The sequence below is a fragment of the Niveispirillum sp. BGYR6 genome (genome assembly GCF_027568365.1).
Classification (GTDB): Bacteria; Pseudomonadota; Alphaproteobacteria; order Azospirillales; family Azospirillaceae; genus Niveispirillum.
Map to the genome: position 1 here is coordinate 45,558 of NZ_JANLNL010000008.1, position 13,274 is coordinate 58,831.

General features: G+C 62.9%; 8 protein-coding genes. 3 read left to right on the forward strand and 5 right to left on the reverse strand.

Annotated elements, in window-relative coordinates; genetic code table 11:
- Positions 1-7: 7 nt before the first annotated feature.
- Positions 8-3,283, reverse strand: coding sequence for a winged helix-turn-helix domain-containing protein (locus PCJ49_RS16615; protein ID WP_269911911.1), 3,276 nt, complete (start codon positions 3,281-3,283; stop codon positions 8-10).
- Positions 3,284-3,757: 474 nt separating this feature from the next.
- Here PCJ49_RS16615 and PCJ49_RS16620 point away from each other — a divergent pair, with 474 nt between their 5' ends.
- On the forward strand, positions 3,758-4,471 hold the full coding sequence (locus tag PCJ49_RS16620; protein ID WP_269911912.1) for a hypothetical protein: 714 nt from the start codon (positions 3,758-3,760) through the stop codon (positions 4,469-4,471).
- Between the two features lie 97 nt (positions 4,472-4,568).
- Here PCJ49_RS16620 and PCJ49_RS16625 read toward each other — a convergent pair whose 3' ends face one another.
- From PCJ49_RS16625 to PCJ49_RS16640, 4 genes are all read right to left on the reverse strand, one after another.
- Complete coding sequence (locus PCJ49_RS16625; RefSeq protein ID WP_089289063.1) at positions 4,569-5,702, reverse strand: ABC transporter permease; 1,134 nt, start codon at positions 5,700-5,702, stop codon at positions 4,569-4,571.
- Position 5,703: 1 nt separating this feature from the next.
- Positions 5,704-8,424: a ribosome-associated ATPase/putative transporter RbbA gene (gene rbbA / locus PCJ49_RS16630; protein WP_269911913.1), complete on the reverse strand. Its 2,721-nt coding sequence runs from the start codon at positions 8,422-8,424 to the stop codon at positions 5,704-5,706.
- A gap of 36 nt (positions 8,425-8,460) precedes the next feature.
- The gene (locus PCJ49_RS16635) at positions 8,461-9,453 is read right to left on the reverse strand and encodes an HlyD family efflux transporter periplasmic adaptor subunit (protein WP_269911914.1); all 993 of its coding nucleotides are present in this window, start codon (positions 9,451-9,453) and stop codon (positions 8,461-8,463) included.
- Between the two features lie 77 nt (positions 9,454-9,530).
- Positions 9,531-10,448 carry a LysR family transcriptional regulator gene (locus PCJ49_RS16640; RefSeq protein ID WP_269911915.1) on the reverse strand — a complete coding sequence of 306 codons (918 nt, stop codon included), beginning with the start codon at positions 10,446-10,448 and terminating at the stop codon, positions 9,531-9,533.
- A gap of 181 nt (positions 10,449-10,629) precedes the next feature.
- Here PCJ49_RS16640 and PCJ49_RS16645 point away from each other — a divergent pair, with 181 nt between their 5' ends.
- Positions 10,630-11,820, forward strand: coding sequence for an acyl-CoA dehydrogenase (locus PCJ49_RS16645; protein WP_269912073.1), 1,191 nt, complete (start codon positions 10,630-10,632; stop codon positions 11,818-11,820).
- Between the two features lie 214 nt (positions 11,821-12,034).
- The gene (locus PCJ49_RS16650) at positions 12,035-13,237 is read left to right on the forward strand and encodes a CoA transferase (RefSeq protein WP_269911916.1); all 1,203 of its coding nucleotides are present in this window, start codon (positions 12,035-12,037) and stop codon (positions 13,235-13,237) included.
- Positions 13,238-13,274: the final 37 nt, after the last annotated feature.

Consider the following 13,274-nt stretch of genomic DNA (forward strand, 5'->3'; position numbering starts at 1 on the left):
CGTTTCCTTATGAATGGGATTTGACATAGAGCAGATAACCTCGACGTCTATAGCCAATCAGTTCCAGATACTTAATGGAGTCTGAAACCTGATTTGACAGACCGAGACATATGTGCCCCCTCACCCACACATCTTGAATGGAGAATTTCTTTTGGTCAACTGCAATTAATGGATGCAAAAGATTAATCGCATCTTGACAAGCCCGTTTTGCCTCTGCGGCTTTTCCCAAGGCTGCTTCAGTTTCCGACAGGAGAATGAAGCCTAAAGACAGATTATGAACAATGGTCGGATCGCCGCGCATACGATCATCGGCCATGGCAAGAACCCGGCGGAGATGCTCACGTGCATCAACCACCGCCCCCATCCGGAGCAGCGTCTCCCCCATGGAAATATTATTGGCGATCTCCACCTGGCGCCACATGGCGTTGGACGGGTTCTCGCGCGTCAAACCTGCCAACTTTTCCGCTGTTTCCTGCTGCAGCGTCAGCACATCCTTCAAAGGGCGCCGTTGAACCCACATATTGCCCGCCAGCCAGTTGATCCGAAGCAGGGCATGTTGCCAAATGCGGTTACTGGGATCATGCAGGATCAGCGAACGGGCCAACGCCTGCCCTTCCATAACCAATGTATCGGCCTGAGCATCATGGCCCATGGCATCCAGCAGGCGTGCGTGACGCTGCAGGGCGGTGACAAGATCATAAGTCCAGCGAAACTCTGAAGGTGCTACGGCCCGAAGGGCCCGCAACTCAACCTGCTCCTGTTCATAAAGTGCCAGGGCTTGGCCGAGTTCACCCTCGCCTTCCCGGACCGTTCCCAGCCAGGAGAGAGTATCTGCCAATTCAGCCCGCAGCCCGCGATCATCCGGTCGCTTTTCTAAAGAACGTCGCTTCAACTCCAACGAGCTTTGGAAATATTTTACCGCAAGTTCTCCATTACCTTTTGATCGATAGACCGAACCAAGGCTGTTTTTTGCATATGAAAGTTCGATCCAGGCATCAATATTTCCTGGATCAATCTCGTTCATGCGTACAGTATAATTTTCATATTGCGAGAAATACCGTTCTGCCTCATCCATATTATTGGCATCGAATGCAATCTGCCCCAGCCAGAAGGCGTCCGCCCCCAAATCCTTCAGCAGGTCCAGTGACTCAATTCCCTGGGCCAGATTGGCATCCAGCAGTTTCTTGGCCAGCAACAGGGCGCTGCGGGCCGCATTCGGGTCGGCCCGGGCCCGCGCCACCTCGGCAATGGTTTGCAGGGCGCGGGCCTGCTGCATCCGCGCCTCTGGCGACAAGTCGTTGATATTGCTGTTGCCAAAATAGCTGAGCGCCTTGCCACCAATGTCCGACAACAGGTCCAGCCGGCCCAGCGGACGCAGCTTCTCAGCAAAGTCGCCCACCATGAAATTCATCAGGTCTTCGGCCTGACGGCGGCGATGCTCGGCCATGTCCTCGGCCTGATTGGCGCGCAGGCCCAGCAACAGGGCCACCAGCGCCACCAGCCCGAACCCCAGGGAAATCACGAAACGGCGTTGATCGGCCTGGCGCTCCCGCCGCGCGGAAGCGGTGATGAAGGCGCGGACATCGCCGCTGAGCGGGATCTGCACCTGCCGGGTCAGTTCCCGCGCCTCTTCCAGCTGCTTGCCACGCGGCAGCAGCAGGTCGACGCGCCGCCCCTCCTCCGTCCAGCGCCGGGCCGATTCCTCCAGCCGGCTGCGGGCATTCAAAGCCTGACGGTGCTGGGCAATCCAGCCCGTAACGCGTGGCCATTGGCGCAGCATGGCTTCATGTGCCACCCCGAAGACCGGAACCCCATCATAAACCAGACTGACGAACAGGCGTTGCTGCACGAAGGTGCGCACCAGAATGCGCTCCATCTCGCTGCCCAGGGAGGACCAGGGCATACGCCGGCTGCGCGCTGCACCATCGGTAACACCACTGCCCCCCATGGTGACGATCAGGGACAGAACCTGCGGCAGGCAGAGGCGCGATGCCTCCGGCAGCTCGTTCAGGGTGGCCTCCGCCCTTTTGCCGATAGCGCCACCGATCCCACCCAAGGCGCGATAGGCCGCGACCGTCAGCTCGCGGTTGGTGCTGCGCTGCAGATACAGCTCATGCAATGTATATTGCAGCAGGGGCAGCGCATCGGGATTATCCGCCGTGCCGTCGCACAGAATATCATCCAGCTGCGCCTTGCTTTCCTCATCCATCCCGAAGCTGAGCCCGGCGGCAAGGGCGGGCATCCGGATCATCTGCATGATCTCTGCCCGGCTGGGCGGTGCCAGATCGAAATGGGCACCGGCCGCCTTGGCCGCCATCAGCACCGGTTCGCGCGCCACATCGGGGTAGAAATCATTCCGGCAGGCGGCCAGTACCAGCACGGCACCGGTGCGGGCCAGACGATCCAACCCAGCCAGAAAGCCACGCCGCTGCCCCTCATCCACCGCCGGATTGTTGAAAATCGCTTCCAGCCGATCAACAAACAGCAAGACGCGGGTATCGGGTGCCATTGCCGCAAACAAGGCATCCACCGCCCCCGGCTGGTCATCGGCCAAGGCGGCGGCAATTGTCTCCGCACTATGCCCATTCAGCAGCGGTTCCCCCGCCACCTCCAGGTCCAGCAGTGCGCCGCCGACCGCCATCAGCAGGGACATGCCGCTGATATCGCCCATGTCCAACATGCTGCTATCCAGCAGGCGGAATGGCTGATCCGGGCGCCGCAGGGCCGGCAGCAGACCAGCCCGGATCAGCGAGGTCTTGCCGCTGCCACTGGCCCCCAGCACCAGCACCGGGCCCCCGTCCGGCATCGCCGCCTGACGCAACATTGTGTCCCGCAGGGCGGCGATGGCCGTATCCCGGCCAAAAAATACGGCCGAGCGCGATTCATCAAACGCTTCCAGACCCACAAAGGGGGATTCTTCGGACCAGTCGCCAGGAGATCCCGTTGCGGCAAGATCAGAAGCAATAGTGACGGGTGCGACGGTCCTGTAACCACGCTTACGTATGTTCTCTATATAACGAACCTGACCCGGGTCATCGCCCAGCAGCTTCCGCAGCTGGGCGATGGCCTTATGCACCTGGTTGTCACCGACCGCCAGCCCATCCCAGCATGAACGCAGCAGGTCTTCCGCGCTGAAAATTTCCCCCGGTCGGCTGCACAGCGCCACCAGCACATCCATGGCACGCGGCTCCACCTTCACCGGCTGCTGGCGCTGGTGATGGATCAAGGTGCAGCTGCTGGCATCGACCTGCCATTCGCCGAAATGGAAAAATCTTATCCGCAATATCGCCCCACCGACCAATTTGCCTGTGCCAGCCCCATTCTGCTGCGGTCACCCACCTGCATCCCCGCAGATCCGCCATCGCCAGAATGGAATCATGACACGTGGCCGCCCCTCCGACCGCTTACCCGTTTTCCCACACTTCCCCGTGGTTTCCGGGGAAGCCGGTCGGTACCCCTTGCCCACCTGGAATGATAGGGAAGTCGAAGGTCATAGTCCAATCTGATTAACCCGATCAAATCGACCTTAGATTATGTATGTTGAAATTGATACCACATATGCGTGCATTCATAATCCTTCCAGCGAACTTCCCTCCCTCAGATGTGCTCACTTCCCCTTCGCTTCCGGGAGGAGAAAGGCCGCTTCCGGAGCCGAAAAATCGCCTCCGTCGTTTCCGATATTTTTCATTATAAACAATTGGTTAGGTGTCGGAAGATTTTCAGAAGCACCCGTTTTCGGAAAGCTGGTCTAGGCTTTGTGTCCATAGCGAACCTGCCGGGTTGGGTGACCCAGGGCAGGCCGCTGATCGGATCGAACGCCCAAGCAATCAGCCTTATCCCGGAAGAGGGTCGTGACATGGATTTCCACATTCCGTCACTCATGAAGATGAACGAAGCACTGGCTTTCGGTCGCCTGAGCGCCCTCCATGGTGGAACCTATTTTCCGCGGGGCGAACGCCCTGCGCGCCGTGACCGATCACATTCAGTGGCCATCAGCACGGTACAGCAGGCCATTGCACACCCTGTCACGCAGCCACAGCGTCCGCTCCCTCTGCCGCCCATGGCGGCCCCCGTGCGCTGCATCACCCCGCAGGCGCCCCGGCTGGATGATTTGTGGACAACGGCTGAGAAGGATCAGCTTGATGGGCGCGATTGCTGGGTGATCGACGGCAGCAGGAGCAAGGAAGAAGATGGCGCGATGGCTTTCTTCTCTTTCAATCTGGAACGCCCCTGCGACATCGGCCTGACCCTGTCGATGCGGGCCGCCGACCCCGGCCCGTCCGCTTTCGAGATTATCGTAACCGGTCACGTTATCAGCCGGCATTATACGGTGGTTGACCGTTTCATCTCCCGGACCTTCACCATTCCGGCCTCTGTGCTGAGCAAAGGGCGTAATGCGCTGTCCATCAGCACTATTCCGGGTTATCATGGTATCTGGATCGAATCGGCAGGCGTCAGCCCGCTGGGATGAGTCCGCAATGGTGAGTTTGTCCGGTTGAAAAGCCCGGTGACAGGGACTGCCATCCCCGTCGCCGGGCTTTCATTATCGGGGTTTCATTGGCTCTGTTTCACTGGCTGCGTGCCAACATGGCGCGGAACTGCGGCAGGGCGACTGCCAGAAAGCCCGCCCCCAGCCCCGCCAGCACCAGCAGCTGCGGCCAGATGATGGCCAGCCCGGCCCCGCGATAAAGGATGGCTTGGGCCAGCTGCACGAAATGCATGGTGGGCGAGACCTGCACCAGCCATTGCAGCACCGTCGGCATACTTTCCAGCGGCGAGGTGGCGCCCGACAGCATGTTCAGCACCAGGAAAACAGGGATGCCGACCAGGGAAAATTGCGGCATGGAGCGGGTGACCGTGGCCAGCAGGATGCCCAGCGACATGGTGGCGAACAGGTAAAGCGCCACACAGGCCAGAAACAGCGGGATGGAACCTTCGATCGGCACGCCCAGCCAGAGCCGCACCACGAATTGCAATGACAGGCCGGTGGCCACCAGAATCACCAGACCATTGGCCCAGATCTTGGCAGCCGCGATTTCAGAGGCCCCCAGCGGCATGACCAGCAGATGTTCGATGGTGCCATGCTCCCGTTCCCGGATCACGGCGGCCCCGACCAGCAGGATGGACATGATGGTAATATACTGGATCACTGCCATCACCGCCTGAAACCACATGCCCTCCAGATTGGGATTGAAATAAGTGCGGGTCACCACGGAAACCGGGGCCCGGTTGGGGGCATCCGGCGACAGCGCCTCGGCCACCTCCTGATTGATGATGGTCTGGATATAGGCACTGCCCAGCCCGGCCATGGTCATGGCCGTGGCATCGATGTTCAACTGGATGGTCGGCTGGTGGCCTTCCCGCAGATCGGCTTCCAGCCGGGGCGGCAGGTCCAACACGAAGGCATAGCGGCCTTCATCCATGACCCGATCCACCTGCGACCGGTCGATCAGCTCCGGCGTCTTGAATTGCGGGGGCAACAGGGCGTCACGGATGCGGCGGGACAGGGCGGAGCCGTCAGCATCCACCACCGCCACCCGCGCGCCTGCCACATCCGTTTTCACGCCGGTGGCGACCGTATAAACGCTGACCGAGAAGCAATAGATGATGAAGGCCAGCAACACCTTGTCGGCCAGCACGGAAGACAGTTCCTTGACGCCCAGATAATAGACGGTGAGGAACCAGCGCTGGATATGGCCCATCTCACGCCTCCTGTTTGCGCAGCAGCAGCGATGCCGCCGTCATGAAACCCAGGGCGAACAGGCCCAGCATGACAAATTCCAGATGCAGCGCCCCGAAATCACGCGCCTTGGCAAAGGCGCCCAGACTGATGGTCTGGAACCAGAGGGAAGGGAAGGCCCGGCCGATCAGGGCGGCCCCCCCTTCCAGGGTCGAGGCGGGGTAAAGGAAACCGGAGAAATTGATCGCCGGCACCACGCTGATGATGGCGGTCACCAGAATGGCGGCCACCTGGGTGCGCACGAAGGTGGACACCAGCAGCCCCAGCCCAGTGGCCGCCATGATATAGAGCGCGCCCCCCAGCAGCAGCCCGGCCAGCGAGCCATTCACCATCACCCCGAACAGCAGCACCGTGGTGGCCACCAGGATCAACAGGCTGACAAAGCCGATCACCACATAGGGCATCTGCTTGCCCAGCAGGAATTCCGGCACCGAGGCAGGGGAGGCGTAGAGATTGGCGATGGAGCCGATCTCCCGTTCCCGCACCACACCGATGGCCGTCAACATGCCGGGGATCATGATCATCACCACCATGATGATGCCCGGCAGAATGGCATTGGCACTGCGGAAGGACTGGTTATAGCGGAAGCGCGGCTGGATGATCGGCCCGCTGGTCTCTGCCGTGGCAAGGGTGGAGCGGCGCAGCAGTTCCCGGGCATAGAGCTGGGCAATACCCTGCACATAGCCACGCGCCGTTTCCGCCCGGAAGGGCATGGCCCCATCCAGATAGACCGCCAGTTCCGGCTGATGGCCGGTCAGCAGGTCACGCCCGAAGGAGGGCGGGATCGCCACCACCAGCCGCAGTTCCCCGCTGCGCAGCCGTCGTTCGATCTCCAGATCGCTGCGCACCGGGGCCCGTTCCTGGAAATAGCGGGAGCCGGAGAGATTCTCCACCAACTGCCGGCTCTCTAGTGACTGGTCACGGTCAAATACAGCGTATGGGAGGTTTTCGACATCAAAGGTGATGCCATAGCCAAAAGTCAGCAACAGGATCAGCGGCCCGATCAGGGCGAAGGCAAGGCGTATCCGGTCACGCAAAACCTCCGTCATTTCACGGCGCGCAAAGGCCCAGATCCGCCCGAAGGAGGCGGCCAGTTCCCCCTTGCCCCCACTCTTCACCGGTTCGGCCGGCAAGTCCGGTTCCGCAGCCGGCGGCGGCTGGCTGGGGGAGGCTTCCTCCAGAAAGGTGATGAAAGACTCCTCCAGCGTCGCCCCGCCCTTGGCGTCGCGCAGCTCCACCGGGGTGCCCACCGCCAGCACCCGGCCGGAATGCATCAGGGAGATGCGGTCGCAGCGTTCCGCCTCATTCATGAAATGGGTGGAAACGAAGATGGTCACCCCGTCGCGGCGCGACAGGTCGGCCAGATGCCGCCAGAACAGGTCGCGCGCCGCCGGGTCAACGCCCGATGTCGGTTCATCCAGAATCAGCACATCGGGCTTGTGCAGGCAGGCGGCCGCCAGTTGCAGCCGCTGGCGGATGCCCAGCGGCAGGGAAGCCGGCAATTCATCCGCCACCTCTGCCAGCCCGAAGGTTTGCAACGCCTCATCCGTGCGGGCCTGCACGGCCGCCGCATCCATGCGGTACAAGCGGGCGTGCAGCAGCAGGTTGGCGCGGACGCTCAATTCCTCATAAAGCGAGAAGCTTTGCGACATATAGCCGACGCGCAGCCGCGTTTGCATGTCCGCCGCCCCGATGGGCCGGCCCAGCAGGCTGGCCGTGCCTTCGGTCGCCGGCAACAGGCCGGTCAGCATCTTCATCGTGGTGGTCTTGCCGCAGCCGTTGGAGCCGAGGAAGCCGAAAATCTCCCCCCTGGCGATGCGGAAACTGACATGATCCACGGCCGTGAAGGCACCGAACCGCCTTGTCAGCCCATCCGCCACAATGGCATCCGGCCCGTCATGCAGCACGCGCGGCGACATCACCAGGGCGGCCGCCGCCCCGCCCCCGGCGGCCAGATTGGCGAAGGCCTGTTCGGGATTATCGGCGCCGGCCTGTTGCAGCACCGCCTGCATCGGCCCCGCCGCCAGCACCCGCCCTTCATCCACCACCACCAGATGCTGGAAGCGCGCCGCCTCCTCCATATAGGCCGTCGCCACGATGACGGTCATGCCCGGCCGTTCGGCGCGGATATTGTCAATCAGACTCCAGAACTGGCGGCGTGACAGCGGGTCCACGCCCGTGGTCGGCTCATCCAGAATCAGCAGGTCGGGATCATGGATCAGGGAGCAGCAGAGCGAGAGTTTCTGCTTCATCCCGCCCGACAGCTTGCCCGCCGGTCGGTCGGGAAACGGTTCCAGCCCGGTGGCGCGCAGCAACCGATCGATGCGCTGCCGCCGCTCCGCCGCCGACTGGCCGAACAGCCGGCCGAAAAAATCGATATTCTCCGCCACCGACAGGGTGGGATAGAGGTTGCGGCCCAAACCCTGGGGCATATAGGCAATGCGCGGGGCGACAAGATCACGGTGCTGGGCGTCGGCCATATCGCCACCCAGCACCCGTACCTGCCCCGTTTGCAGCGCGCGCACCCCGGCGATCAAGCCCAGCAGGGTGGATTTACCCACCCCATCCGGCCCGATCACCGCCACGGTGGCGCCGGCCGGCACCTCCAGGCTGACGGCATCCAGGGCCACCTTGTCCCCATAATGGTGGGAAACGGCGCTCAATGTGATGGCGGCTTCAGACATGGGCTGACCCCCAGGGCGGCAGCGGGAAGGAATGAGTCAGCGGGCCGGCTTGGGCGGCAGTTTCACCGCCAGATCCGCCGGCCATTTCGCCCCCAGTTCCGTCAGCACATAGCCCTGGCCGGTCAGCCCGGCGCGGACATAATCCCGATAGGTTTCCAGCAATTGCGGGTCGACCGACAGCTTCACCCGGTACATCAGCTTTTCCCGCTCGTCGCTGGTTTCCACCGTCTTGGGCGTGAACTGCGCCTCTGCGGCCACGAAGGAAACGCGGGCGGGGATGACATAGGTGGGGGCGGCATCCAGCACGATCCGCGCCTCTGACCCATGCGCCACCCGGCCCGCCTGCGATGTGGGCAGGAAGATGGTCATGTAGACGTCGCTGAGATCCAGCAGGGTGGCCACCCGCCCGCCGGCGGCCAGCACCTCCCCCGGATGGGCCAGCTTATATTCGATGCGGCCTGCAATGGGCGCGGCCAGCACCATATCGGCAATGGTACTGTCGATCTGCGCCACCTGGGCGCGGGCCTGTTCCACCGCGGCCTTGGCATCGGCGACCGTTGCCTCTGCCGCCTGGATATTGGCGTAATTCACCTCATGCTGGGATTTGCGGCGATCCACCTCTGAGGCGGGCGTAGCGGAGGTTTTCAGCAATTCCTGCACCCGGCGCAGTTCCACGCCGGAAAGCTTATATTCCGCCTGCCGGATGGCCACCATGGCCTCGGCCTGGGTCACCCCGGTTTCCGCACGGCGCAAGGCCGCCTGGGACGCAGCCAGTTCAGCCTTCAAGGTGGTGGTATCCAGATTGGCCACCACCCCGCCGCGCGGCACGGCATCACCTTCCCGAACTGTGATTTCCGCCAGTTTGCCGGCATATTTAGTGGCGATATCAACCCGCTCCACCTCCATCCGACCATTGGCGGTGGCAAGCCCGGCCGGCAACTGCCCCGCCCGGCTCTGTTGCCAATAGAAGAAACCACCGGCCCCCAGGGCAGCCACGGCGACAATGATCAGCAATGGTGCGGCACGCATACTGAATTCCCCCTGGGGTTTTCCGTTCACCTTGGAAAGGCTCTAAACCTCATTGCCCGTTGCCGCATTGCGTAAGATCAATCCGTCACCGAAGTGTTTCCACTTTCGCCCACTTCCGCCAGCAGCCAGTCCCGGAAGGCCACCAGCGGGGCATAGCGCTCCTTCTCCGCTGGATAGACAAGGTGATAACCACCGCCATCCTGCCCGGCCTGGCCGGGCAGGCGGCAGAGGCTGCCATCGGCCAGCTCATCAGCCACCAGGATGCCAGGCACCAGGGCACAGCCCAGTCCGGCCACGGCGGCGCGAATGACCAGCAGGAACTGTTCGAACACCAGCACCGGCTGATGCGGGTCCGCCGTCAGCCCCTGGGCGGCAAACCAATGGCCCCAGGCGGTGGGCCTGGTTTCCTGCTGCAACAGGGTGGCGCGGGCCAGATCGGCCGGCTGATGCAGACCCAGCCTTGCCACTAGGGCAGGGGCAGCCACGGGCACCAGCTCTTCCCCGAAGAAACGATGGCAGATCAGACCGGTGCTACCAGGATCAACGCTCATGATCGCCGCATCGATCCCTTCCGCCCGCAAATTAAAGGGGCGCACCCGGGTGGAGAAATTGACACTGATATCCCGGTGCCGGGCAAAGAAGCCGCCCATACGCGGGATCAGCCAGCGGGCACCAAAGGTGGGCAGGATGGCCAGATCCAGCGTACCGCCCCCGCCGGCAAAGGCGATGGTCTGTGCCGCCGCCTGGGCGATGCGGGCCAACGTATCGCGCGCCTGTTCGGCCAGGAAGCGCCCTGCCGGGGTCAGCACCACGCGCTGGCGCACCCGTTCGAACAGCACCACGCCCAACTGCCCTTCCAGTTGGGCCACCTGCCGGCTGATTGCGCCCTGGGTCTGGTTCAGCTCCAGCGCCGCCGCCCGGAATCCGCCCAGCCGGGCCGCCGCTTCAAAGGCAATCAGGGCGGCGGTGCTGGGGATCAGGCGGCGGGAAAACATGGGTGCAGATCAGCCGGAAGGTGATGAGGGTTCATGCCAAGATACCACGCATTTTCTGCGAACATGACGCCAACTTGATGCTGATCATGCATCAAGTTGGTGAGCAAACATGGTTTGCCGGAGGCCCCACAGAGGCGTAAGCCAGAGACAGCAACCGCCCTTCCAACCCAGAGGACAGATGATGGCCGGCGATCTTGGCAGCTTTCAGTGGGATGACGCCTTTCTGCTGGATGACCAGTTGGACGAGACGGAACGGCTGGTCCGCGACAGCGCCCGCGCCTATGCCCAGGAAAAGCTGGCCCCCCGTGTGCGGGAGGCCTTTGCCCGCGAACATACCGACCCGGCCATTTTCAAGGAGATGGGCGATCTCGGCCTGCTGGGCGTCACCATCCCGGCCGAATATGGCGGGGCCGGCCTGGGCTATGTCGCCTATGGGCTGGTGGCGCGGGAGGTGGAGCGGGTGGATAGCGGCTATCGCTCCATGATGAGCGTGCAGTCATCGCTGGTGATGCACCCGATCTTTGCCTATGGCAGCGAGGATCAGCGGCAGAAATATCTGCCCAAGCTGGCCTCGGGCGAATGGATCGGCTGTTTCGGCCTGACGGAACCGGATGCCGGTTCCGACCCGGCCGGAATGCGCACACGGGCGGAAAAGATCGACGGCGGTTATCGCCTGACGGGCGCGAAGATGTGGATCACCAATGCCCCCATCGCCGATGTCTTCGTCGTCTGGGCCAAGTCCGACGCGCATGGCGGTGCCATCCGGGGTTTCGTGCTGGAAAAGGGCATGAAGGGCCTCTCGGCCCCCAAGATCGAAGGGAAAATGTCGCTGCGCGCCTCGGTGACGGGTGAAATTGTCATGGATGGGGTGGCGGTGACGGAAGAGGCCATGCTGCCCAACGTCTCCGGCCTGAAAGGGCCGTTCGGCTGCCTGAACCGGGCGCGCTATGGCATTTCCTGGGGGGCAATGGGTGCGGCGGAAGCCTGTTTCCATGCCGCCCGGCTCTATACGCTGGACCGCAAACAGTTCAACCGCCCGCTGGCCCAGACCCAGTTGGTGCAGAAGAAACTGGCCGACATGCTGACGGAGATCAGCCTGGGGCTTCAAGCGTCATTGCGGGTGGGACGGCTGTTTGAGGCGGGCACGCTGGCGCCGGAAATGATTTCCCTGGTCAAGCGCAATAATTGCGGCAAGGCGCTGGATATTGCGCGGGCCGCCCGCGACATGCATGGCGGCAACGGCATTTCCGACGAATATCCGGTGATGCGCCATATGGTGAACCTGGAAACGGTGAACACCTATGAAGGCACCCATGATGTCCATGCCCTGATCCTGGGCCGCGCCATCACCGGGCTGCAGGCGTTTTTTTGAAGGCGGCAGGGCCTGACAGACCGCACAACATGGTGGCTGCACGGCTCAGCACCTTTGCTGCCCGGCAACCACCCGCTCAACCGTCACCCCGGCGAAGGCCGGGGTCCAGGGGCCACAGGCGCTTTGCTCTACGATGCTGGACCCCGGCCGCAGCATGGGTGACGGTAATGTGAGCTGTCAGCGGCCTGGAACCACAATCCGGAAGGGTTTTTCTATGGCAGCACTGGCGGGTATCCGCGTCCTTGACCTCAGCCGGATTTTGGCGGGGCCCTGGGCCACCCAGATGCTGGGTGATTTCGGGGCGGAGATCATCAAGGTGGAGCGTCCTGGCGAGGGGGATGATACCCGCCGCTGGGGTCCACCCTATGTGGAAGGCGACGGGCCGTCCGCCTATTTTCTGACAGCCAACCGCAATAAACGCTCCGTCGCTATCGATTTCACCGGCGCGGCGGGTCAGCGGCTGATCCGCGATCTGGCCGCCCGCTGCGATGTGCTGGTGGAAAATTACAAGGTCGGGGGGCTGGCCAAATATGGGCTGGATTATGAAAGCCTGCGGCAGGTCAATCCCCGCCTGATCTATTGCTCCATCACCGGATTCGGCCAGGATGGGCCTTATGCCCAGCGCCTGGGTTATGATTTCCTGATCCAGGGGATGAGCGGGCTGATGAGCGTGACCGGTCCCGCTGACAGCGGTCCGCATAAGGCCGGCGTGGCGCTGGCCGATATCATCACCGGGCTTTATGCCGGCAACGCCATCCTGGCCGCCCTGCACCATCGGGAACGCACGGGGGAAGGCCAGCATCTGGATCTGGCCCTGCTGGACTGCATGGTCGCCGCCATGGCCAATCAGGCGCTGAACCGGCTGGTCAGCGGGCGCGATCCGGGGCGGCTGGGCAATGGCCATCCCTCCATCGTGCCCTATGACACGTTCCCGGTGGCCGATGGGCATATCAATCTGGCCGTCGGCAATGACCGGCAGTTCCAGCGCCTGTGCACGGTGCTGGAACTGCCGGAACTGGCCAGCGATGACCGCTTTGCCAGCAACAGCGCGCGGGTGGCCAACCGGGTTGCCCTGACCAGCCTGTTGAGCGAGCGGCTGCGCCGCCGCAACGGGGCAGAGTGGTTGGCGGCCCTGGAGGCAGCGGACGTGCCGGCGGGGCCGATCAACGGGCTGGGTGCCCTGTTCGATGATCCGCAGGTGCGCCATCGCGGGCTGGCCCTGGCCATGGCGCATGAGAAAGCCGGCACGGTGCCGGGGGTTGCCAGCCCGGTGAAATTCTCCGCCTCCCCCGTGGTGGAAAGCAAAGCCCCGCCGGAACTGGGGGCGGACACCGAACAGGTGCTGGCCGACCTGCTGGGGCTGGATGCGGCGGGGCTGGCGGCCCTGCGCGCGGCGGGGGTGGTGAACTTGCAATAAAAAATTTAAACCCAGGAGCAAAAAAAGGGGATAAAGA

Bases quoted from the DNA above. Each gene is read 5' to 3' on its own strand.
- PCJ49_RS16625 (WP_089289063.1), bottom strand. From the start codon at position 5,702: ATGGGCCATATCCAGCGCTGGTTCCTCACCGTCTATTATCTGGGCGTC.
- rbbA (WP_269911913.1), bottom strand. From the start codon at position 8,424: ATGTCTGAAGCCGCCATCACATTGAGCGCCGTTTCCCACCATTATGGG.
- PCJ49_RS16635 (WP_269911914.1), bottom strand. From the start codon at position 9,453: ATGCGTGCCGCACCATTGCTGATCATTGTCGCCGTGGCTGCCCTGGGG.
- PCJ49_RS16640 (WP_269911915.1), bottom strand. From the start codon at position 10,448: ATGTTTTCCCGCCGCCTGATCCCCAGCACCGCCGCCCTGATTGCCTTT.
- PCJ49_RS16645 (WP_269912073.1), top strand. From the start codon at position 10,630: ATGGCCGGCGATCTTGGCAGCTTTCAGTGGGATGACGCCTTTCTGCTG.
- PCJ49_RS16650 (WP_269911916.1), top strand. From the start codon at position 12,035: ATGGCAGCACTGGCGGGTATCCGCGTCCTTGACCTCAGCCGGATTTTG.